The sequence below is a fragment of the Paraburkholderia flagellata genome, from assembly GCF_021390645.1.
GTDB lineage: Bacteria > Pseudomonadota > Gammaproteobacteria > Burkholderiales > Burkholderiaceae > Paraburkholderia > Paraburkholderia flagellata.
In genome coordinates, this window is the sequence record NZ_JAJEJT010000002.1 from 1,211,672 (window position 1) to 1,232,339 (window position 20,668).

The 20,668-nt window shown below is 63.7% G+C and carries 20 protein-coding genes; 10 read left to right on the forward strand and 10 right to left on the reverse strand.

What is annotated here, in order from left to right; genetic code table 11:
- Nucleotides 1-7: 7 nt before the first annotated feature.
- Entirely contained in the window at nucleotides 8-2,209 is a 2,202-nt protein-coding gene (locus L0U83_RS19820; protein WP_373321064.1) for a heavy metal translocating P-type ATPase, read from the reverse strand.
- Nucleotides 2,210-2,290: 81 nt separating this feature from the next.
- On the opposite strand from L0U83_RS19820, the gene L0U83_RS40845 reads away from it, so the two are divergent.
- Both L0U83_RS40845 and L0U83_RS19825 read left to right on the forward strand, forming a co-directional pair.
- On the forward strand, nucleotides 2,291-2,620 hold the full coding sequence (locus L0U83_RS40845) for a hypothetical protein (protein WP_373321065.1): 330 nt from the start codon (nucleotides 2,291-2,293) through the stop codon (nucleotides 2,618-2,620).
- A 37-nt stretch (nucleotides 2,621-2,657) separates the two neighbouring features.
- On the forward strand, nucleotides 2,658-3,143 hold the full coding sequence (locus L0U83_RS19825; RefSeq protein ID WP_233885654.1) for a Cd(II)/Pb(II)-responsive transcriptional regulator: 486 nt from the start codon (nucleotides 2,658-2,660) through the stop codon (nucleotides 3,141-3,143).
- A 4-nt stretch (nucleotides 3,144-3,147) separates the two neighbouring features.
- On the opposite strand, the gene L0U83_RS19830 is transcribed toward L0U83_RS19825, so the two are convergent.
- Nucleotides 3,148-4,608 (reverse strand): M20 family metallopeptidase, encoded by a 1,461-nt coding sequence (locus tag L0U83_RS19830; RefSeq protein ID WP_233885655.1) that lies wholly within the window; start codon nucleotides 4,606-4,608, stop codon nucleotides 3,148-3,150.
- 171 nt (nucleotides 4,609-4,779) lie between these two features.
- Between L0U83_RS19830 and L0U83_RS19835 the strand changes: the two genes are divergently transcribed.
- Both L0U83_RS19835 and L0U83_RS19840 read left to right on the forward strand, forming a co-directional pair.
- Entirely contained in the window at nucleotides 4,780-5,100 is a 321-nt protein-coding gene (locus L0U83_RS19835) for a superinfection immunity protein (protein ID WP_233885656.1), read from the forward strand.
- A 207-nt stretch (nucleotides 5,101-5,307) separates the two neighbouring features.
- Nucleotides 5,308-5,940, forward strand: a complete 633-nt coding sequence (locus L0U83_RS19840) for a LysE family translocator (RefSeq protein WP_233885657.1) — start codon at nucleotides 5,308-5,310, stop codon at nucleotides 5,938-5,940.
- A gap of 99 nt (nucleotides 5,941-6,039) precedes the next feature.
- Here the strand turns inward: L0U83_RS19840 and L0U83_RS19845 are convergent, their stop codons facing one another.
- The 7 genes from L0U83_RS19845 to L0U83_RS19875 form a co-directional block, all read right to left on the reverse strand.
- Nucleotides 6,040-6,327, reverse strand: coding sequence for a YodC family protein (locus tag L0U83_RS19845; RefSeq protein ID WP_233885658.1), 288 nt, complete (start codon nucleotides 6,325-6,327; stop codon nucleotides 6,040-6,042).
- A 626-nt stretch (nucleotides 6,328-6,953) separates the two neighbouring features.
- Nucleotides 6,954-7,520, reverse strand: coding sequence for a carboxymuconolactone decarboxylase family protein (locus L0U83_RS19850; RefSeq protein WP_233885660.1), 567 nt, complete (start codon nucleotides 7,518-7,520; stop codon nucleotides 6,954-6,956).
- A gap of 130 nt (nucleotides 7,521-7,650) precedes the next feature.
- On the reverse strand, nucleotides 7,651-8,997 hold the full coding sequence (locus tag L0U83_RS19855) for an aspartate aminotransferase family protein (RefSeq protein WP_233885661.1): 1,347 nt from the start codon (nucleotides 8,995-8,997) through the stop codon (nucleotides 7,651-7,653).
- 28 nt (nucleotides 8,998-9,025) lie between these two features.
- Nucleotides 9,026-10,105 carry a C45 family autoproteolytic acyltransferase/hydrolase gene (locus tag L0U83_RS19860; protein ID WP_233885662.1) on the reverse strand — a complete coding sequence of 360 codons (1,080 nt, stop codon included), beginning with the start codon at nucleotides 10,103-10,105 and terminating at the stop codon, nucleotides 9,026-9,028.
- Between the two features lie 198 nt (nucleotides 10,106-10,303).
- Entirely contained in the window at nucleotides 10,304-11,164 is an 861-nt protein-coding gene (locus L0U83_RS19865) for a MurR/RpiR family transcriptional regulator (RefSeq protein WP_233885663.1), read from the reverse strand.
- A gap of 115 nt (nucleotides 11,165-11,279) precedes the next feature.
- Nucleotides 11,280-11,795, reverse strand: a complete 516-nt coding sequence (locus L0U83_RS19870) for a gamma-glutamylcyclotransferase family protein (RefSeq protein WP_233885664.1) — start codon at nucleotides 11,793-11,795, stop codon at nucleotides 11,280-11,282.
- 92 nt (nucleotides 11,796-11,887) lie between these two features.
- Nucleotides 11,888-12,175, reverse strand: a complete 288-nt coding sequence (locus L0U83_RS19875; RefSeq protein WP_233885665.1) for a hypothetical protein — start codon at nucleotides 12,173-12,175, stop codon at nucleotides 11,888-11,890.
- Between L0U83_RS19875 and L0U83_RS19880 the strand changes: the two genes are divergently transcribed.
- The 4 genes from L0U83_RS19880 to L0U83_RS19895 all read left to right on the forward strand — a co-directional run bounded on the left by L0U83_RS19880 (nucleotide 12,174) and on the right by L0U83_RS19895 (nucleotide 16,191).
- Nucleotides 12,174-13,160 carry a formylglycine-generating enzyme family protein gene (locus L0U83_RS19880; protein ID WP_505882962.1) on the forward strand — a complete coding sequence of 329 codons (987 nt, stop codon included), beginning with the start codon at nucleotides 12,174-12,176 and terminating at the stop codon, nucleotides 13,158-13,160. The two genes, L0U83_RS19875 and L0U83_RS19880, sit on opposite strands and share 2 nt — an antisense overlap.
- A gap of 97 nt (nucleotides 13,161-13,257) precedes the next feature.
- Nucleotides 13,258-14,769, forward strand: a complete 1,512-nt coding sequence (locus L0U83_RS19885; RefSeq protein WP_233885667.1) for an arylsulfatase — start codon at nucleotides 13,258-13,260, stop codon at nucleotides 14,767-14,769.
- Between the two features lie 86 nt (nucleotides 14,770-14,855).
- The gene (locus L0U83_RS19890; RefSeq protein ID WP_233885669.1) at nucleotides 14,856-15,722 is read left to right on the forward strand and encodes a bile acid:sodium symporter family protein; all 867 of its coding nucleotides are present in this window, start codon (nucleotides 14,856-14,858) and stop codon (nucleotides 15,720-15,722) included.
- A gap of 10 nt (nucleotides 15,723-15,732) precedes the next feature.
- The gene (locus L0U83_RS19895) at nucleotides 15,733-16,191 is read left to right on the forward strand and encodes a YidH family protein (RefSeq protein ID WP_233885671.1); all 459 of its coding nucleotides are present in this window, start codon (nucleotides 15,733-15,735) and stop codon (nucleotides 16,189-16,191) included.
- A gap of 88 nt (nucleotides 16,192-16,279) precedes the next feature.
- On the opposite strand, the gene L0U83_RS19900 is transcribed toward L0U83_RS19895, so the two are convergent.
- On the reverse strand, nucleotides 16,280-17,692 hold the full coding sequence (locus L0U83_RS19900) for a DUF2252 domain-containing protein (protein WP_233885673.1): 1,413 nt from the start codon (nucleotides 17,690-17,692) through the stop codon (nucleotides 16,280-16,282).
- A gap of 380 nt (nucleotides 17,693-18,072) precedes the next feature.
- On the opposite strand from L0U83_RS19900, the gene L0U83_RS19905 reads away from it, so the two are divergent.
- Both L0U83_RS19905 and L0U83_RS19910 read left to right on the forward strand, forming a co-directional pair.
- Nucleotides 18,073-20,127: an alkyl/aryl-sulfatase gene (locus L0U83_RS19905; RefSeq protein ID WP_233885674.1), complete on the forward strand. Its 2,055-nt coding sequence runs from the start codon at nucleotides 18,073-18,075 to the stop codon at nucleotides 20,125-20,127.
- Nucleotides 20,128-20,196: 69 nt separating this feature from the next.
- Nucleotides 20,197-20,661: a hypothetical protein gene (locus L0U83_RS19910; RefSeq protein ID WP_233885676.1), complete on the forward strand. Its 465-nt coding sequence runs from the start codon at nucleotides 20,197-20,199 to the stop codon at nucleotides 20,659-20,661.
- The last annotated feature ends 7 nt before the right edge of the window (nucleotides 20,662-20,668 follow it).

Consider the following 20,668-nt stretch of genomic DNA (forward strand, 5'->3'; position numbering starts at 1 on the left):
TTGGCTGTTAGTTGCGTTGCCCCGCCAATGCGGAAGGCTTCGTCACGTTGCGCGTGGCGTCGAAATGCCGGCGCACGCGCAAGCCGTTGGCGACGACGAGCAGGCTCGCGCCCACGTCGGCGAACACGGCCATCCAGAGCGTGGCCTCGCCGGCCATCGCGAGCACGAGAAACACAGCCTTGATGCCGAGCGCGAGCGTGATGTTCTGCATGAGCACGGCCGCGGTCTTGCGCGAAAGGCCAATGAACGCCGCGATCTTGCGCGGATCGTCGTCCATGATCGCGACGTCGGCGGTTTCCAGCGCAGTCGCGGTGCCAGCCGCGCCCATCGCGAAGCCGATGTCGGCGCGCGCGAGCGCGGGCGCGTCGTTCACGCCGTCGCCGACCATCGCCGCCATGCCGTACTGCTGCGAGAGCGCGGCGATCGCGTCCTGCTTGTCCTGCGGCAGCAGATTGCCGCGCGCGTCGTCAATGCCGAGTTGATCGGCAATCGCGCGCGCAGTCGACGCGTTGTCGCCGGTCAGCATGACAGGCGTCACGCCGAGCGCGCGCAAGGCCTGCACGGCCGGGGCGCTTTCCGCACGCAGAGCGTCGGCCACGGCGAACACGGCGACCGCCGCCTGCGGCGTGCACAGCACGATCGCCGTCTTGCCCGCCTGCTCCAGCGTCGCCAGTTGCGCTTCGAGTTCGGGCGAGCACACACCAAGCTCCTCCACCAGACGGTGATTGCCGAGACTCCACAGCGTGCCGTCAATGTGGCCTTGCACGCCGCGACCGTTTAGCACCGCGAACTGATCGACCGCGAGCAGGCGCGCATCCGGTTGACGCGCCCGCCAGCCTTCGACCACCGCACGCGCTACGGGGTGCGTGCTCGCATCGTCCAGGCTCGCGGCGACGCGCAGCGCTTCTTCGGCAGAAAGCCGATCTTCGCCGGACGCCTCTGCGGTGACCTGCGCCCGAACCGGCGCCGCGAGCGCATCGGTCAGGACAGGCTCGCCGAGCGTGAGGGTCCCGGTCTTGTCGAGCGCGACGGCCTTGAGCAGCCGGCCGCGTTCGAGCCACACGCCGCCCTTCACGAGCATGCCGTGGCGCGCGGCGGCGGCGAGGCCGCTCACGACCGTCACCGGCGTCGAGACGACGAGCGCACACGGGCAGGCAATCACGAGCAGCACGAGCGCCTTATAGAGCCACGCGCTCCACGCGCCGCCGAACACGAGCGGCCCGGCAAGCGCGATGACCACGGCGAGCACGACCACGGCGGGCGTGTAGTAGCGCGCGAACTGGTCGACGAAGCGTTGCGTGGGCGCGCGTTGCGCCTGCGCCTCCTGCACCGCCGCGGCGATGCGCGCGAGCGTGCTGTCCTGCGCAGCCGCGGTGGCGATCGCCTCGACCACGCCATCGACGACGATGCTGCCCGCGTAGAGCGCCGCGCCGGTCTCCTTGTCGACCGGCAGGCTCTCGCCGGTGATCGGCGCCTGATCGAGCGCGGCGCGGCCGGCGATCACACGGGCGTCGAGCGGCACGCGCTGGCCGGTCCGCACGCGAATGCGGCTGCCGACAGCCACTTCGCCCACCGCGTACTCGCGCCATTCGCCTTGCCCGGGTGCGCCATCGCCGGCTTGCCAGACCTCGGCAGTTTCGGGCGCCAGGGCGGTCAGCGCGCGGATGGCCTGACGGGCGCGTTCGAGCGAAAGCGCCTCGATTTCCTCCGCGAGGGCGAACAGGAAGACCACCATCGCCGCTTCGGGCCACTTGCCGATCGCAACGGCGCCGATCAACGCGAGTGACATCAGGAAGTTGATGTTGATCGTGAAATTGCGCAGCGCGATCCAGCCCTTGCGCAGCGTGGGCAAACCCGCGCACAGGATGGAGATGACCGCGCACGTGAGTACGAGCAGGCTGGTTTCCCTGCCGGTGCTCCAGGCGAGCACCTCAGCGCCTGCGGCTGCCACGCCGCTCACCGCCAGCAGCAGCTTCTGGCGCAGCGCAAGGCCGACAGACGCAGGCGGGGCGGCTTGCTCGGAAGCGCCATCGCCGAGTTCGCGCGGCGCCATGTCGAGCGAGCGCAACGCGGCGACGACAGGCTGCGTATCGTCGAGTTGATGATGCACGGTCAGCTCGCGCGCGAGCAGGTCGAAGTCGAGGCGCACGACGCCCTGCATGGGCTCGAGCCGGTTGCGGATCAGGCGCTCCTCGGTCGGGCAATCCATGTTTTCGATGCGCCAGCGCGCGCGGCGCGTGCCTTCGGGCGCCGGGGCTGTGCTGCGCGGGCTTTGCGGCGGCGCGCCGTCATGACAGCAGGCGTGGCCGTGCGTGTGACCTTTTGGCCCGGCGCCGGATTGGGACTCGGCGGCGTGCGCGCGATCGCAGGACTGGCCGTGGTCGTGGTGATGCGCCTGGCTGTGGTCGTGTTCATGCTCGTGACCGTGGTCGTGGTCGTGGTCGTGCTTATGCTCGTGGCCGCCGCACCCGCCAGCCGCGCCGCCAGATCCGTGAGCGCCGGACACAGCCCGTTCCTCATCACGCGCGCGCAGTCGCTGCGCAATGCCGAGCCGCGACAAGTAGCTCCAGTTCATAGCCGGTTTCTCCCAAAAGTGACACAATCATTGAACAGCCTGTAGCCACTACAGGGTCAAGTCATTTGGGAGAGCCGCGACCATGCGAATCGGTGAACTGGCGCGCTTCGCGCACTGCGATGTCGAAACAGTGCGCTTCTACGAGCGCGAGGGCCTGCTGGACGAGCCCGCGCGTGAAACCAACGGATACCGCAGCTACACGGCCGTGCACGCCGCGCAACTCAATTTCATCCGCCATTGCCGGTCACTGGGCATCGGCCTGGCGGACATCCGGATGCTGCGCCGCTTCCAGGCCGACCCGAGCCAGCCCTGCGACGAAGTCAACGAGTTGATCGACAGCCAGATCGAGCGCATTCATCAGCAGATCGAATCGATGCGCGTACTCGAGCAGCAATTGCGCACGCTGCGCGAGAGCTGCCATGCCCACCAGAGCAGCAGCGCCGAGTGCGGAATCATGAAGAGTCTCGAACAGCCCATGGACGACGAGAGCTGCTCATGCCATGGCGACGGGCACGTGACGGAAGGCGCACCGCCTGCCGACGGTGCGCACACCCTTCACCGCCACTAAAGACTCAAGGTGCCGCGGCGATCACTTCGGCCACGGTGGCCGTGAGTTTCTTCGCATAGGGCACATGCAGGAACTCGTTCGGCCCGTGCGCATTGGACTTCGGGCCGAGTACGCCGCACACCATGAACTGCGACTTGGGAAAGCCTGCCTGCAGCACGTTCATGAGCGGAATCGTGCCGCCCTGGCCAAGATACGCGCAGTCCGCGCCGAAATGGGTGCGCGAAGCCGCGTTGAGCGCTTGGGTGAGCCACGGCGCGAGTTCCGGCGCGCTCCAGCCATTGGCCGCGCCCGCGTCGGGCTTGAAGGTGACCTTCGCGTTATACGGCGGATCGAGCTCGAGCAACGCCTTCAGTTCGGCCACGGCCTTCGAAGCCTCGACTAGCGGAGGCAAACGCAGCGAGAGCTTGAATGCCGTGCGCGGCCGCAGCACGTTGCCGGCGTCGGCGAGCGCGGGCAGGCCTGCCGCGCCCGTGACCGAAAGCGAGGGCCGCCACGTGGAATCGAGCAACGCCTGCTGCGGGTCCGTGGTGGTTGGCAGCACACGCCGGCCGTCCTGGCCGCAGGCCCAAGGCATGCTCTTCCAGACGCTTTCGCCAAGGATCTTCGCCGTGGCTTCGGCCTCGCTCAAGCGCTGCGAGGGGATCGCGCAATGGAAACCCTTGGGCAGCAACGTGCCGCTCGCGGCATCTTCGAGACGCTCGAAGAGCTGCCGCATCACGCGGAAACTGGAAGGCGCAATACCGCCATAAGAGCCCGAGTGAATGCCCTCCTCGAGCACTTCGACTTCGAGGTCGCCCGCCACGAGCCCGCGCAGCGACGTGGTGAGCCACAGCTGATCGTAGTTGCCCGCGCCCGAATCGAGACAAACGACAAGACCGACGTTGCCGAGCCGCTCACGCAGCGCATCGACATAAGGCAGCAGGTCGTAGCTGCCGGACTCCTCGCAGGTTTCGATGAGACCCACGCAGCGCGGCCGCTCGATGCCTTGCGCGTCGAGCGCGGCGAGCGCCGTGACGCTCGCGTAGATCGCATAGCCGTCGTCGGCACCGCCGCGGCCATAAAGGCGGCCGTCTTCGAGCTTCGGCGTCCAGGGGCCGAGGTCGTTGCGCCAGCCCGCGAATTCCGGCTGTTTGTCGAGGTGGCCGTAGAGCACGACCGTCTCGCTGCTTCCCGAGCGCGTGGCGGGCGCCTCGAAGAAAATCACCGGCGTGCGATTGGGCAAGCGCACGATCTCAAGCTTCAAGCCACGCACCGGCTGCTGCTCCGCCCATTTCGCGGCCTCTTGCACGACGCGCTCGAGATAGCCGTGCTGCGCCCACTGCGGGTCGAACGCCGGACTCTTGGCAGGCACCGCGATGTAGTCGGTCAACGCGGGCACGATCTCGTCATGCCATTTACGTTCTACGAAGGCACGCAATTCGTCGTGGTCGAGTTGGCGGGTAGCCGCGGACGGGTCGGAGATCATGGTGTCGGTTCCCTGCGATGAAAAACCCGATGATAGACCCGAACCCCCGCCCGCCGACACCCCTCGCACTCAGCGTTGGCCATTCGGTCGAGGCATGGCGTGCGCTCAGGCCCAATCCGCGCGACAATGACGGATCAGGCATATTCCGCCCTTTTTTCTGGAGAATGAAATATGGTGAGCCGTTCCGTCTTCGAGATCGTCGTTCTCGCAGCGGTGGTCGCGCTCTACTTTCTCCCCGCGCTGATCGCCGACAAGCGTCGGCGTCACGACCTGCTGGTCATTGCGGTCTTCAACGCCGTGCTCGGCTGGACGCTGCTCGGCTGGCTGCTGGCGCTCTTCTGGGCGCTTCAACCGAATCCACCAAAGGATCTCGGCGGGCAAACCAAGGTCCGCAGCCGCCGGCTGGGCATGCTTCTCTTCTCGCGCCGGCTCGATGATCGAGTCCAGGCACGCGAAACGCGCACCGCCGAGCAAAAGCGCTCCCCGCATTGAGGGTTATCCGTCTGGCCAACGTTGCAGGCCATGGCGAGCACACGCCGCCCTCACATGGAATAATCACCCGGGAATCAAGCTGCTTTGGCCGCGCCGTTTTGAGCGCGTAATTTTTGAGCGCGCAATACGGGCTGAAACGCACAGGCCAGTCCCCGCCGCTCGACGCACCCTGACACCCATCAGCCACATCCAACACGGAGCCCCGTCATGCCACACGCCGCCCCGCTGCTCGCCTTTGCCGCCGTCGCGCTCGGCATGGCGCTCACGCCCGGACCCAACATGATCTATCTGATCTCGCGCTCGATCTGCCAGGGCCGCAAGGCAGGCCTGATCTCGCTGGGTGGGGTCGCGCTCGGTTTCGTGTTCTACATGCTGTGCGCCGCATTCGGCATTACCGCGTTACTGATGGCCGTGCCATTCGCCTATGACGCGCTGCGTCTGGGCGGTGCGCTCTATCTGTTCTGGCTCGCATGGCAGGCGCTCAAACCGGGCGGCCGCTCGCCGTTCCAGGTGCGCGAACTGCCCGCCGATCGCCCACGCAAGCTCTTTCTGATGGGCTTCGTCACGAATCTGCTGAACCCGAAAATCGCCATTCTGTATTTGTCGCTGCTGCCGCAGTTCATCGACCCGCATCACGGCAGCGTGCTCACGCAGTCCATCGTGCTCGGCAGCGTGCAGATCGTGCTTTCGATCACCGTGAACGCTGCCGTTGCGATGACGGCGGGCACGATTGCAACGTTTCTCGGCGACCGGCCGGGCTGGCTCAAGCTTCAGCGCTGGCTCATGGGCACGGTGCTGGCCGGGCTCGCCGTGCGTATCGCCGCCGAAGGCCAGCGATAAAGCAAACGGCCGGGCACATTTGGCCCGGCCGCAATTTCGCGCGTATATGTCACGTCTGCGGCGCGTCTACGCGCCCGCAGGCCTGTCTGGGTCTGCGATTCAGATCCCGCCGATAGCCCTTCCGCCAGCCGGACTGCGCATTTTGACGAACGCCGCGGGAATCGAGCGCGGTTCGATCTGCACCATGTCCTGGGCGAACATGTCCTGACGCAGCTCGCCGTGCTCGTCGAACCACTGGCAGATCAGCCAGTGGCCGCTGGCAAAGCCAACCGGGCCGGCATACATGACGGTCATGCGCGGACCGCCCGATTTCAGGGTGACAACGTCGCCAATTCCGGCCATGACAGCGAGCGGCTTTTCGGCTACGTCGATGGTCGTATCAAGCATGATGTTCCCCGTTTAAAAAGTCGCACAGAGAAAAAAACCGGTGGACTAGCGCCCCCCGGCTCCCTACCGCCCTTTCGATAATGAGAATGGGGCGGTCATTAATAAGTTTGGCAAGATTAACAACTCGAATTAACGCGCGCAAGCGATTTTCATAACACCTGCTGAAAACCCTGTTATTCGACGCATGGCGAAACCGCCGCTTAATCCCGCCCTGCACAATTTACGCGGAAAGCCGCGCATGCCTGGCAAAAGCTACCGCGCAAGACTTTTCCATCAAACAGTCATATTATTTCGCACTCGCCGCTGGAAAATGACGCGCTGCAGCTGCAATAAATATGGCTAGCCAGCAACCGCATTAACGACTACGTCCAAAAAACGGAAGCCCGGGTGGCGCGAGTGGAAACGTTTTCTGTATCAATAAACCGTCCGTTCGATTAACTCCTCTACGCCACACGAGAACTTCGCACTCGCGCGCGAATCCTCATATTTTGGCCGATGGATTTCAGGAATCATGCGATTGAAATACGGCTGTCACTTAAATGGAATTGCAGTGCACTGCAAAAAAAAAGCCCCATCCGGCAAAACCGGATGGGGCGGCGCTTGTTGAGGGCGCAGTCAGGCTGCGCTTATTCCGCGAACGGCAGCGTCGTCTGGCCCTCGGCGCGCATGCCGAAGACGTTAAGCGTCATCGCGACGAGCGCGTAGTAGCCAAGCAGCCCGACGAGGTTGATCGTAGTTTCGTGGCCAAAGCGCTCGACGGCACGCGCGTAAGTCGCGTCGGAAACGCGCTTCGCGTCGTACAACTCGGTCGTGAACGCGTAGATCAGTGCGTCATCGGGCTCGTCGAACTGCGGCGTGGCGCCCGTGCGGATTTGCTCGGCCAGCGTCTCGGGCACGCCCGCCTTCAGCGCGATTGGATAGTGGATGTACCACTCGGCCTGCGCCTGCCAGCGCGCGGCCGTGACGAGAATCGCCAGTTCCGAGAGGCGTAGCGACAGGCCAGTCTGGTAGCGGCAGAACGCACCCAGGCGCTGCGCATGCTGCGCCAGTTCCGGGCTGTGGATCCAGCCGAGGAACGGCCCGTTGAGGTTGCCGCGCGGACCGGAAAGGATCTCGTCCAGCACGGCCTTCTGCTCTGGCGACGCCTGTGCAGCATCGAATGCGGGAAGCCGCGAAATCGGGTTTTGCGTCATCGATGGACTCCGTTGGAGGTCATGGCTGGCCGCGCGCGACCGTTTGCGGCCGCCGCGGCTGCGGTCGCCGCGTTTGCGGTGGGTGAACGCGGCCGACAGTTAGTTGCACATCAATCACTGACGGCGAAGCTTACGCCGCGCGCGCCACGCCCGCCGTGTTGAGGGCGCCGTCGAGCGCCGCGGCAAGCCGCTCGACGATGGTGTCGATGTTCTGCTCGGTGCAGATGAACGGCGGCGCGAGCAGCACATGATCGCCGTTGCGGCCGTCGACGGTGCCACCCATCGGGTAGACCATCAGGCCGCGCGCGAACGCTTCGCGCTTGATCGCCGCGTGCAGCTTGAGCGCCGGGTCGAAGCTTGCTTTCGTGGCGCGGTCCTTCACCAGTTCGACGCCCACGAACAGGCCGCGGCCGCGCACGTCGCCCACATACGGATGGTCCGCATAGCGCTCGCGCAGACGCGCGCGCAGTTGCTCGCCGCGGGCGAGCACGTTGTCGAGCAGCTTTTCCTCGGCGATCACGCGCTGCACTTCGAGCGCCGCCGCGCATGCCGTGGCGTGGCCGAGATAGGTGTGGCCGTGCTGGAAGTAGCCGCTGCCGCCCACGATCGTCTCGTAGATCCGCTGGCTCACGAGCGTCGCGCCGATCGGCTGGTAGCCCGCGCCCAGGCCCTTCGCGATCGTCAGCAGGTCCGGCGCAACGCCGTCTTCTTCGCAGGCGAACAGATATCCGGTGCGACCCATGCCCGACATGATCTCGTCGAGGATCAGCAGCACGCCGTAGCGGTCGCACACCGCGCGGATCTTGCGGAAGTACTCGCGCACGGGCGGCACTGCGCCGGCCGTTGCGCCCACTACGGTCTCCGCGACGAAGGCCGCGACCGTGTCCGGGCCGAGTTCGAGAATCTTCTGTTCTAGTTCGTCGGCGAGGCGCTGGGCGTAGGCCTCGTCGGTTTCGCCCTCGTGGCGTTCGCGGTACGCGTAGCACGGGCTCACGTGATGCGATTCGATCAGGATCGGCAGGAACGGCTCACGGCGCCACGCATTGCCGCCTATCGCGAGCGCGCCGAGAGTGTTGCCGTGGTAGCTCTGGCGGCGGGCGATGAAGTGGCGGCGCGCTAGCTCCCCCTTCTCCACGAAGTACTGGCGCGCGAGCTTGAGCGCGGCCTCGATCGCCTCCGAACCGCCCGACACGAAGTACACATGGTCGAGCCCCTTGGGCGCGCCGGCGATGAGGTGATCGGCCAGCTGCTCCGAGGCCTCGGTCGTGAAGAACGAGGTGTGCGCGTACGGCAGTTGTTGCGCCTGGCGCTTGATCGCCTCGATCACGCGCGGGTTGCTATGGCCGAGGCACGAGACGGCGGCGCCGCCGCTTGCGTCGATATAGCGCTTGCCAGTGGAATCGATGATTTCGATACCTTCGCCCGCCACCGCGACGGGTAAGGTTTGCTTCGGCATCCGATGAAACACCTTGGTCATATGTGTCCTCGATGAAATCCGTGAATGATTAACGGGTCGCGCCGTCTGCCGGGCGCGCGTTCGAATCGATAAAGAGGTCGAGCACGCGCTCGCCGCCCTGCCAGACGTCGAGCGCCACGCCGCGCGGTTCGACGCGCATGCAAGCCGTGGCGAGCGTGTTTTCGTCGTCCGGGTCGTGCGGGTCGTCGCGGAAAATCGGCAGTCCAGCGCCCGCGCGATCCTGCAGTACCTGCACGAAGGCCGCGCTGTCGGGCTGGGCGCCAAGCGCGGGCAACAGTTCGGCGAGGCGGACCTGGCGATCGCGCGACGATTCGGTGACGATCTGCGACTCAGGCTCGCAGCCCGTGTGGATGAGGTGATTCGCGTGGCCCGAGGGCGTGCTCACTTCGCGCGTCGAAGTGCGCTGCGCGGTCGCTTCGACGCTATACACACGCACCTCGCCCGCATCGTCGGTTCCGCCGATCGTGTGGTGGAAGCCGCTCGCCCGCGGCGTGTCGCGCAGCAGCGCGAGGGCGTCTCCCAGCGTCACGCAATCGAGCACGGCGCGCGCGAGAATCATGCGCGGTACGCCCGCGCGCGGCTCGCGGATGCGCACGTTGTTGATCGCTTGCGCCAGTCCCGCGCGCGTGGCCGCGAAGGTGTGCCCCGGCAGCGAGCCCGGGTAGTAAAAGCTGACGAAACCGGGCTTTCCTTCGGGTTCGAGCTCGACCACACTGCAGCGGCCATGCAGCCAGGGGTCGCCGTCTTCGTTGTGCGCAATGAGGCCCGCGCGAGGCGTGCGCGCCGCAAGCGTCGTGCAGCCGTCCGGCGCGTTGTGGATCAACTCGCCGCGGCAATTCCAGAGGAACAGGTCGTCTGCGGACCAGTCCAGCGCCTGCGCCATTGCGTCGATTTCGGCGACATAGGCCGGAAAATGCTGTACGGCTGCGGCGCGCAACTGCTGCGCGAACGCACTGCCGCGCCAGCGGCTCACCGCCTGCCAGGCGTTGCTTTGCGCCATGTAGTCGGCAAAGACCGGCTTCACGTGTGCGCCGAGCTGCCGCCCGATCGCCTCGGGCGAGCCCGCCACCCGGAAGGCCGACCCTTGGAAGGTATTCAGTTCCTGCATCGGTTTTCTCACTTCGCTACCGCAATGGGTCTTCGTAGAGTGCGTTTTATACGCCTCAACAACATATGTTGTCAAGTTAAATACAGATCACAACAGATGAGATGCGGACGGATAAAACCAGGCCAGATGCCGTCTTGCAACGGCATCTTCCAGCAGGAAAACAAGCGTGAAATGGCGTGAAAATCCGGAGCGGCGCGCTCAGGGCACGTAAGCGCCGCGTGCGTTCAGCGAACGCTCGGCCTGTTCGAGTTGCGCGATCGCGCCCGAGCCTTCGAGCGCCAGCAGATGGGCGACGAGCGACTCGGCCAGCGCTGTCGCCGCCACGAGCGATGGGAAAAACGACGGGCTTTCGTGCGTGAAGATCAGCGCCTTGTCGGCGTTCAGCGCGATGGGCGAGACGGCGCTGTCGGTAATCGCGATCAGGCGGCTGCCCCTGGCAAGCGCGGCCTCGGCCACGCGCACCGCCTCCACCGAGTACGGCGCGAAGCTGACAACAATCGTTGCGCTGTCGCGCTCGATGCCGAGCAACTGCATCTCCAGCGTGCCCGCCTCGCCGCCCAGCAAGGAAACGGAAGGGCGGAACAGGCGGTACCCGTAGACGAGCCCGAACGCCACTGCATAGCACGAGCGAAAGCCCGCCACGTGCACATGTTTCGCGCGGCGCAATACACGCGCCGCCTCGACCATCGAGCGTGTGTTGTGCGCGGCGCTCGCCTCCAGATTGTGCTGTTGCGCCACGAGCAAGTCGCGCGCAAGGCCATCCTTCGTGCTTCCCGCGACGAGCGAGCGCGCCCGCGAAGAAAGCGGCTCCGGCCGAGTGCGCACCCGCGCGACGAACAGGTCCCGCAGTTCGTTCCAGCCCGGAAAGCCCAGTTGCTGGGAAAGCCGCACAAGCGAAGCGGGCTGCACGTTGGCGCGCTCGGCCACCTTGCGCATGGACGAGACGGCCACTTCGTCGGGATGGTCGAGCAGAAAAGCAGCGCCGGTCTGGAACTGCGGGCTCAAGTCGGAGAAACGCGCGCGGATCAGCGCGGCGAGCTGGTCGAAACTGTCTGGCATGCGTCGCTCGGGCAGTGGGTGACAACAAATGTTACCACTCGTGTTGCCGGATGTTGCAAGTCGGGACAGATTCGTTAGTTGGCTAAGGACCTTTGCCGAGTCGGCCGCAGTTCAATCAAGTAGCCGAGTAAGCCCGAAGCTCCGTCTCAGTTCGAGCCAGGTCAGGGTCGTCGAGCGAGACAATCGCTTCGATCGCTCGCACATAGTCTTCGGGCAAGTTCGCTTCCCTTGCGCCCACCAATACATGCTGCTTGTACCAGTGGTATGGCAGAAGACCCGGTTGCTTTTTCGTGGCAACGTAGGTCAGTGCATACACTCCGCCAATCGGGGTATCGACCCGGACACTTAAAGGCTCGTAGCCTTTACCCGCTCCCTCGAATGTGTCGAGCATCTTCCGTTCGCCATGCACCACTGAGAAAATAACGCCATAGACTCTGTCACCCACGTTTCCTGTGTGCTCACAATCGCATTTACCCGAGCCGTCCTTTTTGCTCAATTTGTCGAACGCGAGTCTGTAGCCAGTCACGAACCCCGTGGTCACCACCCTCGCCGACGGCAGCCTCGCGGCGAGGCGTCGTACTGACATGTTGGAACCGTAAGCGAAATAGCAAAATTCGTTGCTCGAATTCATTGCGGTTATTGCCCTCGTGACAACTGCAGTTCAACGAGAAGATACGCGCGATGCATCGCCTGCGACGCCCTCGTGGCCGAAGTCTGGAAACCTCAACTGCCGTCCAGAATGACCAAATCGACAACATTCATTCTTATGTAAAAACATAGATGCGCAGACGGTCCTGCTCCGAACGACACGATCACCGTGAACAGTCCCTGGTTTGCCCTTGAGGGCAATCCCGTTGCCCCTTCTACCGATAGCGTAACCGGGTTGCCGCTTCGATACTGAATGCCGGTACGTGCCTTGCGGAGCGCGCGGCGATCACGCGGGCACGCAAGGCGTGCGAACCGCCCGATCACGCCGATTCCGCCGACCCAGCGCAACGCCTCGACTGACATGGTCCATCCCTCCACAGAAACGGTCAACGACACGCGCGCCCCGGCCCCGCCGTCTCGCCCACCGGGCATGGTCCATATCCCGGGCGGCATCTTCGTCATGGGCTCGGATCATCACTACCCGGAGGAAGCCCCTGCGCACAAGGTGCGCGTGCGCGGCTTCTGGATAGATCCGCACACGGTGACGAACGCCGAGTTCAAGCGATTCGCCGACGCAACCGGCTACCTCACCTCCGCCGAGCGGCCGGCCAATCCCGACGACTATCCGGGCGCGCTGCCCGAGTTGCTGGAGCCGTCCTCGGTGACGTTCGCCAAACCGCGGCATCGCGTCGACTTGCGCAATCACTACAACTGGTGGGTCTACACAAAAGGAGCTGACTGGCGGCATCCGCGCGGCCCGGCCAGTTCGCTCGAAGGGCTTTGGGATCATCCAGTGGTGCACGTCTCCTACGCAGACGCGGCAGCGTATGCGCAGTGGGCGGGCAAGGAGTTGCCAGCCGAAGCGGAATGGGAATTCGCCGCGCGTGGCGGCCTCGACGGCGCGGAGTTCGTCTGGGGCGACGAGTTCACGCCTGCGCGCAAACAGATGGCAAACACCTGGCAAGGCGAGTTTCCGTGGCAGAACCTGCTGGAAGACGGGTATGAGTGGACCGCGCCGGTCGGTTCGTTCCCGCCCAACGGATACGGGCTTTACGACATGGCCGGCAACGTGTGGGAATGGACCAGCGACTGGTATCAAGACCACGGCAAGATCGTGAAGGCGTGCTGCACGCTCGACAATCCGCGTGGTGGAACCGTCGAGGCAAGCGTCGATCCGCGCGCGGCGCAGGTCAAGATTCCGCGCAAGGTGATGAAGGGTGGCTCGTACCTGTGCGCACCGAACTACTGCAGGCGTTATCGGCCTGCCGCCAGAATGGCGCAGCCCGTCGATACGTCCACGTGCCACGTGGGCTTTCGTTGCGTGGTCCGCGATAACGCTGCCGGTTGAATCAGACAGGACAACTGACCTCTCGCAAACCCGTCGTCGACGGGGTCCGGAGGAGATCCGCTACCGTCTACGGTAGCGCTACGCAAAGGAGTGTTCCATGGCGGGCAAGAAGAAACCCAACTTCCTGATCCTCTGGGGCGACGACATCGGTCAGTCCAATCTCAGCATCTTCTCGAAGGGGATGATGGGCTACCGCACACCCAACATCGACAGCATCGGCGAAGACGGCGTGGTGTTCACCGACTACTACGGCGAACAAAGCTGCACGGCGGGCCGCGCGTCGTTCATCACGGGACAGTGCGGCTTGCGCACGGGCATGACCAAAGTCGGCATGCCCGGCGCCGCGCTTGGCATGCGCGCCGAGGACCCGAATATTCCCGAGCTGCTCAAGGACCTCGGCTACAGCACTGGACAATTCGGCAAGAACCATTTCGGCGACCGCGACGAGCATCTTCCGACGATGCATGGCTTCGACGAATTCTTCGGCAATCTCTATCACCTCAACGCCGAGGAAGAACCAGAACACCCCGATTATCCTGATCCCAAGGAGTTTCCTGACTTCCACAAAAAGTACGGCCCGCGCGGCGTGCTGCACTCCTGGTCCGACGGCAAGGGCGGCCAGAAGATCGACAACACCGGCCCGCTTACCAAAGAACGGATGAAGACGGTCGATACCGAATTCCTCGCGGCCGCAAAAGAGTTCATTCAGAAAGCGCACAAGGAAGGCAAGCCATTCTTCCTCTGGTTCAACACCACGCATATGCACTTTCGCACGCATATCGAAGACCGGATCCGCGGTCAGGCAGGTCGTTGGCAGTCCGAATATCACGACTGCATGATCGAGCATGACAAGCATATCGGCGAGATGCTCGCGCTGCTAGACGAACTGGGCATCACGGACAACACGATGGTCATGTACAGCACCGACAACGGTCCGCACATGAACTCCTGGCCCGACGCCGGCATGACGCCGTTTCGCAACGAGAAGAACTCGAACTGGGAAGGCGCTTTCCGCGTGCCCTGCCTCGTGCGCTGGCCTGGCGTGATCGAGCCGGGCACGGTGTGCAACGAGATCGTGAGTCATCTCGACTGGCTGCCCACCATCGTCGACGCAGCGGGCAACCCTGACGTCAAGGAGGAACTGAAGAAGGGCCTCAAGGCCAACGGCAAGGACTTCAAGGTGCATCTCGACGGTTTCAGCCTGCTGCCGTACTTCACAGGCAAGGCGAAGAAACCGGAGCGCAAGGGCTTCTTCTATTTCACCGACGACGGCGACCTCGCGTGCCTGCGCTTCGACAACTGGAAGGTCGTCTTCATGGAGCAGCGCACGCCCGGCACGTTGAGAGTATGGGCCGAGCCGCTCGTCACCTTGCGGGTGCCGAAGATATTCAATCTACGCACGGACCCCTACGAGCGAGCTGACATCACTTCCAACACCTATTACGACTGGCTGCTCGATCACGCCTTCATCCTCGTGCCCGCGCAGGGCGGCGTGGCCGAATTCCTGCAGACATTCAAGGAATTCCCGCCACGCCAGAAAGCGGCCAGCTTCGGCGTGGACCAGGTGATCGAGAAGATGACGGACGCCGCCGGCGGCGGGCATCGATAGTCGCTCTTCGCTGAACGTTTCCGGCAGCGAAGCTCGGGCGTTGTCCTCTCGATGATCGCCCGAGCCCGACACTGGCACGAAACGTCATGAACGCCAAAGCCCTGATTCTCCTTGCGCTACAAATCGCAATCGCGGGGACTGTGTTCACGTACGGTCTCCGGGCAACGTATGACGACCTGCTCTATATCGTCAAACGGCCCGCCTTGTTGCTGCGCTCGCTCATCGCCATGCTGGTCATCATGCCGCTCATGGTGGTCACGTGCGTCTACTTTCTGGACTTGCCTCAGCCTACCGCCGTGGTGTTGCTGGCGCTGTCCGTTTCTCCGGTACCGCCCCTGCTGCCACAAAAGGAAAGGAAAGCGGGAGGGTCCATCGCGCCTTACGGGTTGGGCCTGCTCGTCGTGCTGGCGCTCGTTTCGATCATCACGATGCCGCTTACGATCGCCGCGTTCAACTGGCTATTCGACCAGCCGTTCGCGGTGGGGCTCACGGCGATCATCGGCATCGTCCTGAAGATGATCTTCGCGCCGCTGGCTGCGGGCATATTCTTCTCGAGACTGATGCCGCGCGTCGGCCTGCGCCTGCTCCGGCCGTTGCGCCTCGTGGCCACCACCCTGCTGGTCATTGGCGTCGCGGCCCTGCTGGCGGGCAGCTGGCGCGCGGTCTGGTCGGCAATCGGCCAGTCGACGATCGTGGCCATCCTCGTGTTCGTGCTCGCCGGATTCGTCGTCGGTCACTTGCTTGGCGGCCCTAAGCAGGAACATGCCACGGTGCTGGCGCTCGCGACGGCCTCGCGCCATCCCGCCATCGCGCTCGCCGTCGCATCGGCGAACTATCCCGGCGAGCCGTTCGCGCCTACGCTGATTCTCTACCTGCTCGTGTGCACGTTAATGGCCATTCCCTACGTGAAGTGGCAACGAAGCCGGCGTGCCGTGTACGCGCGCACGTCCTGAAGGAGTGCCCATGCCCCCCGCTCGCGGCCACGACCCGATGGCTTTGCCCACGGATGCCGACTCGCCCGCCATTCCCGACGAGGGCACGCTGCAGACGCGGGCACGCACCTCGCTCGCAATCGAACGCACATTTCTTGCCGCTGAACGCACGCTGATGGCGTGGCTACGCACCGCGCTGTCGATGATCAGCTTCGGCTTCACGCTGGCGAAATTCTTCGAGTACGTTGAGAACCAGCGCGGCGCGCCGATTGTTGGCCGATTTGGAGCGACCTGGTCGCCGCGGATGGTCGGCACGGCCATGGTCGTGATCGGGACCGTCGCGCTGCTGGTCGCGGTGGTTCAGCATAAACGCCGCGTCAACGCGCTGCGCCGCGAGGGCCTCGTGCCGCAATGGAATCTTGCGTACTGGGTGGCGATTGCCGTTGCTGTGCTTGGAGCATTCGCTCTCGGATCGCTCGTGCTCGATTGACCGGCACCAACGGCGACGGCATCGCACATCGAACACGCAGCGACGTTTGCGGGTAACTCCGCCAAACGTCGCTGGCGATCGGGAACGCTCAGACGCGGAAATCCGCCGCCATGTCCTCGTCGCTGCGCGCTTCGAGTTTTCCGGAGCGGCAGGCTTGCATGAACGCTTTGTAATCGGCCTCATTCTGGGCAGCGTACGCCATCGAATACTCGGTCAGCGCTTCGGCAAAACGGTCGCCATTGCCGAGATACGCAGAGATCTCGACGGCCTTTCCGCCCGCCTTGGCATGAGCACGGGCGAGCGCCCAACCGCACAGGCGCGCGTAGCCTTGCATCAAGGTACTGCTCATCCGCTCCACTTCCACCGACACCTTCATGTCGCGCAGTTGTCGGAAATAGAAGTTCCTGCCGGCCGGCCCAGAGGTCCAGCCGAGGAATGAGTCGCTGGCCGCCTGCAGCAGCCGTTGCCCCACCACGACGCGCTGGCCCTGGTGCTCGAGGCCTGGCGCCTCGTAGTATCTGGCGATCACCGAACTGCGCGCCTCCTTGACCTGCAGGAAGAGCGGCTTGCCGTGGCCGTCCACGAACAGCATGACAAGGCAGAACGTGCCGACACTCCCCACCCCCACCACCTTGAACGCGATATCGTGAAGCACGTATTGACCGATCAGCATGCGCCGATCGGTCGAAAGCGTTTGCAGGTATTCGTCGAACGCCTTGGCTAGCTTGCCTTTCCACGCTTCGGCGTTGGACCAGTTACTGTCCTTGCCAAGCAGCGAATTCGGCCCGGTGGGATGAAACAGCGCGGGAGGCGCGTCCTGAATCGTCCAGCGGCCGTCGCTCATCGTCGCCATCTTCGCGAGCACGCTTTCGTGCGTTCGCGTCGTCGCCTTTTTGCTCGTCTTCGCGATGAGCGCCCGCCCTTCGTCGGTCGCTGCGGTCTCCATCATGCGTTCGAAGGAGATGAGTTCGTGCCACAAGTCCAGCGTGCTGTACTCCGAGTATTCGCGCATTCGTGCGACGTATTCGTGAACCGCGGCCCAGACAAACTCGCCGATGGGGCCGCGCCCGTGCCCCATGTGCTCGCCGGCAATTGCGAAGCTTGCGACGAGCCGCTTCAGGTCCCATTCCCATGGTCCCGTCGCAACCTCATCGAAGTCGTTGAGATCGAACACCAGTTGCCGCTCCGGCGTCGCGAAGCCGCCGAAGTTCATGAGGTGCGCGTCGCCGCATATGGGAAAGGCGATACCGGAGTTGACCGTGCCGGCGAGATCGTGGGCCTGGATGATTGCGCTGCCACGATAAAACGTGAAGGGAGACAGGGACATGCGGCCATAGCGTAATGGGACAAGCGCCTCGACCCGTCCCGCGCTGTTTGCCCGAAGCAATTCGACCGGGTCGCGTTCGGTGTTGCCGATCTCCGCGTGCTGGGACCGCTTCGCACGTTCGCGCGCCTGACGCCCTGCCGCTTGTCTTTCAGCCAAAGTTTGCGTGCCCGCCATTTGCCCACCTCGTTCTGGGTAAGTTTCTTGATGCGCGTTCAGCCGAACCCGTTCAGTCTAGCATCGAGTCGTTCGTTGTACTGCCCTATTTGCTGACAGCAACATTCATCATCTTCGTCCGGTGTACGTTCACAAACATCGTATTTTCATCCTGCCTCGCACTGCCGGATCGAAGCCCTGACGCTGCATGGAGAAACGGGCGATGTCCTTTCCGTCCGGTTACGGATTCGCCGCATGAATCGTATTGCCCCAACGGGCAATGTGATTGCCCCAAACACCGATAGCTGCGATAGGGAGACTCTGCGAAAAGTGCTGCTGGAGGTCGTTGTCGATCCCGCAGGCTGCACGCGCCTGAAATCCCCCTAAAACGCGAGGTGATCATGTCTGAACCGGATGACGCGGGAAAAGCGAGCGGACGCAGAACATTCCTCAAGAACGTTGCAGTGGCCGGAGTGGCCACAAGCTTTTCCGGCGCGGTAGGCGAAGCCCTGGCGCAAACCGGTTCGGGCGCAACCTCGACGACCGCTGCGTCGAAGCCGGCTACCGACGCGACGATCGCGGTGAACAAGCAATACGCCGACTTCTTGTCCTTTGAAGATGCGCAGGACTTCGAAGACGCCAAACGAGGGCTCGTCGCAACGCTCCCCGAGCCCGTCATCATCAAGCAAGCAAACGGCACCCCGGCGTGGGATCTTCAGCAGTTCGCCTTCGTGAACGGCGGCCCGGAGAACAACTCGCCGCCCACCGTCAATCCGAGCCTCTGGCGTAATGCCAAGCTCAACATGAATCACGGTCTCTTCACGGTGGTCGACGGCATCTGGCAGGTGCGCGGCTACGACCTCTCCGTCATGAGCATCATTCGCGGCGACCATGGCTACATCGTCGTCGACCCGTTCATCACGACCGACGTGTCATCGGCGGTATGGAAGCAACTCGTCATTCCGCATCTCGGCGACAAGCCCATCACGCACGTCGTGTATACGCACAGCCACGTGGATCACTACGGCGGCGTGCGCGGGCTCGTGAGCGACGACGACCTGAAATCCGGCAAGGTTCAGATCGTGGCGCCCGCCGGCTTCACCGAAGCGGCAGTGGGCGAGAACATCATCGCCGGGAACGCCATGGGGCGCCGCGCCAGCTACATGTACGGCTCGCTGCTTCCGCGCAGCCCCACAGGCATTGTCGACGGCGGCCTGGGCAAGACGACTTCGGTCGGCACCATCACGCTGGCCGTGCCCTCCATGTTCGCCGAAAAGACCGGGCAGAAGTTGACGCTGGACGGCGTGGAAGTCGTAGTCCTGATGGCGCCGGAATCGGAGGCGCCTTCGGAGTTCATGTTCTATCTGCCGAAGTACAAGGCGTTCTGCGCCGCGGAAGACGCCACCCACACGCTTCACAATCTGTACACGCTGCGAGGCGCCAAGGTTCGCGACGCCCTGCTCTGGTCAAAATACCTGCAATCGTCGCTCGACATGTTCGGCGATGACATGCAGGTGGTTTTCGCTTCGCACTACTGGCCGACGTGGGGCAACGATCGCGTTGTCGCCTTCCTGCGCGCGCAACGCGACATGTACCGCTACATGCATGACCAGGTGCTGCGCATGGCTAACAAGGGCATGACGCCGCTGGAGATTGGCGAAGCGATCCGGCTGCCGGACAGCCTCGCAAAGCACTGGTTTTGCCGCGGCTACTACGGCACCGTCTATCACGATGCCGTCGCACAGTACAACTTGCGTCTCGGTTTCTTCGACGGCGTACCGGCGAATCTGCACCGTCTGCCGCCAACCGAGGCTGGCAAACGCTACGTCGAGTTCATGGGTGGCTCAGCCGCCGTCCTCAGCAAGGCGCACGGGTATTTCAACAAGGGCGAGTACCGTTGGGTCGCGGAAGTCGTGAATCACGTCGTGTTCGCGGAGCCGCAAAACACGGCCGCGAAGCAGCTTCTCGCCGATACCTACGAGCAACTGGGCTATCAATCCGAATCGGCGTCATGGCGCAACTTCTATCTGACCGGCGCCATGGAGCTGCGCAAAGGCATTCAGCAACTGCCCGCCCCGCAGCCGCAAAGCCCGGACACGATCCAGGCCATGCCGCTCGACATGTTCCTCGACTACCTGGGTATCCGGCTCAACGGCGACCGCGCGGCCGGAAAAACGGCCGAGTTCAACCTCAATCTGACCGATACGAAGGAGAACTACGTGCTGGGCGTGGAAAACAGCGCACTGCACTATTCGAAGAACAAGAACTCGAAAGCGGCAGATGCGACGGTCACGATGACACGCGCCAACCTCAACGACATCATGATGGGCAAGACCAACATGCAGAAGCTCGTCATGGCCGGCGACGTGAAGGTCGACGGCAACAGCCAGAAGCTCGGCGAGTTCGTTTCGTGGCTCGACACCTTCGACTTCTGGTTCAACATCGTTACGCCGTGAGGTCCCGCCATGTGCGCAGTCTGTGAATTCAAGATCGAATTCGGTATCAGCCACCCGCTCGCGCTGAGCGTGGCCGTTGCAACGCGAAAGGCGATCGAGGCGAATTTGATTGAAGCGATCGACGTCAATGACGGCGCGCTCGCCGCGGCGCGAAAGCGCATGGCCGCGGTCGAGGCGTTGAACCTGCTGCAGGCGCGTATTGAAGGCGCGCATGCAGAAGAGCATCTTCTGGACTTGCCGGACTTCTATGTTCTGCTTATCGAAAATGATACATGGGGATTCTTTCACGCCACCACGGAAGGCTTCGATCCAGAAATCGTGCCGGAGATCCCCGACGTAACGACAACCGAAGAGGCGAAACGCAGCAATATCGTCATCATGTCCGAGTCCGCGTTGCGTGGCTGGCTAGCCGGTCGATTCGACGTTGAGCACGCGTTTCGCGAAGCGCTATTCGTGGTTGACGGTCCGCAGATTCACGCTGACTCACTGACAAAGATGTTCTACGCTACAGAGCTTGCCACCGTCGCCCACTGACGCTTTC

What these genes read in the sequence shown, in the direction of transcription:
- L0U83_RS19820 (WP_373321064.1), bottom strand. Translation starts at nt 2,209, where the DNA reads ATGGATTGCCCGACCGAGGAGCGCCTGATCCGCAACCGGCTCGAGCCC.
- L0U83_RS40845 (WP_373321065.1), top strand. Translation starts at nt 2,291, where the DNA reads ATGACAGCAGGCGTGGCCGTGCGTGTGACCTTTTGGCCCGGCGCCGGA.
- L0U83_RS19825 (WP_233885654.1), top strand. Translation starts at nt 2,658, where the DNA reads ATGCGAATCGGTGAACTGGCGCGCTTCGCGCACTGCGATGTCGAAACA.
- L0U83_RS19830 (WP_233885655.1), bottom strand. Translation starts at nt 4,608, where the DNA reads ATGATCTCCGACCCGTCCGCGGCTACCCGCCAACTCGACCACGACGAA.
- L0U83_RS19835 (WP_233885656.1), top strand. Translation starts at nt 4,780, where the DNA reads ATGGTGAGCCGTTCCGTCTTCGAGATCGTCGTTCTCGCAGCGGTGGTC.
- L0U83_RS19840 (WP_233885657.1), top strand. Translation starts at nt 5,308, where the DNA reads ATGCCACACGCCGCCCCGCTGCTCGCCTTTGCCGCCGTCGCGCTCGGC.
- L0U83_RS19845 (WP_233885658.1), bottom strand. Translation starts at nt 6,327, where the DNA reads ATGCTTGATACGACCATCGACGTAGCCGAAAAGCCGCTCGCTGTCATG.
- L0U83_RS19850 (WP_233885660.1), bottom strand. Translation starts at nt 7,520, where the DNA reads ATGACGCAAAACCCGATTTCGCGGCTTCCCGCATTCGATGCTGCACAG.
- L0U83_RS19855 (WP_233885661.1), bottom strand. Translation starts at nt 8,997, where the DNA reads ATGACCAAGGTGTTTCATCGGATGCCGAAGCAAACCTTACCCGTCGCG.
- L0U83_RS19860 (WP_233885662.1), bottom strand. Translation starts at nt 10,105, where the DNA reads ATGCAGGAACTGAATACCTTCCAAGGGTCGGCCTTCCGGGTGGCGGGC.
- L0U83_RS19865 (WP_233885663.1), bottom strand. Translation starts at nt 11,164, where the DNA reads ATGCCAGACAGTTTCGACCAGCTCGCCGCGCTGATCCGCGCGCGTTTC.
- L0U83_RS19870 (WP_233885664.1), bottom strand. Translation starts at nt 11,795, where the DNA reads ATGAATTCGAGCAACGAATTTTGCTATTTCGCTTACGGTTCCAACATG.
- L0U83_RS19880 (WP_505882962.1), top strand. Translation starts at nt 12,174, where the DNA reads ATGGTCCATCCCTCCACAGAAACGGTCAACGACACGCGCGCCCCGGCC.
- L0U83_RS19875 (WP_233885665.1), bottom strand. Translation starts at nt 12,175, where the DNA reads ATGTCAGTCGAGGCGTTGCGCTGGGTCGGCGGAATCGGCGTGATCGGG.
- L0U83_RS19885 (WP_233885667.1), top strand. Translation starts at nt 13,258, where the DNA reads ATGGCGGGCAAGAAGAAACCCAACTTCCTGATCCTCTGGGGCGACGAC.
- L0U83_RS19890 (WP_233885669.1), top strand. Translation starts at nt 14,856, where the DNA reads ATGAACGCCAAAGCCCTGATTCTCCTTGCGCTACAAATCGCAATCGCG.
- L0U83_RS19895 (WP_233885671.1), top strand. Translation starts at nt 15,733, where the DNA reads ATGCCCCCCGCTCGCGGCCACGACCCGATGGCTTTGCCCACGGATGCC.
- L0U83_RS19900 (WP_233885673.1), bottom strand. Translation starts at nt 17,692, where the DNA reads ATGGCGGGCACGCAAACTTTGGCTGAAAGACAAGCGGCAGGGCGTCAG.
- L0U83_RS19905 (WP_233885674.1), top strand. Translation starts at nt 18,073, where the DNA reads ATGTCTGAACCGGATGACGCGGGAAAAGCGAGCGGACGCAGAACATTC.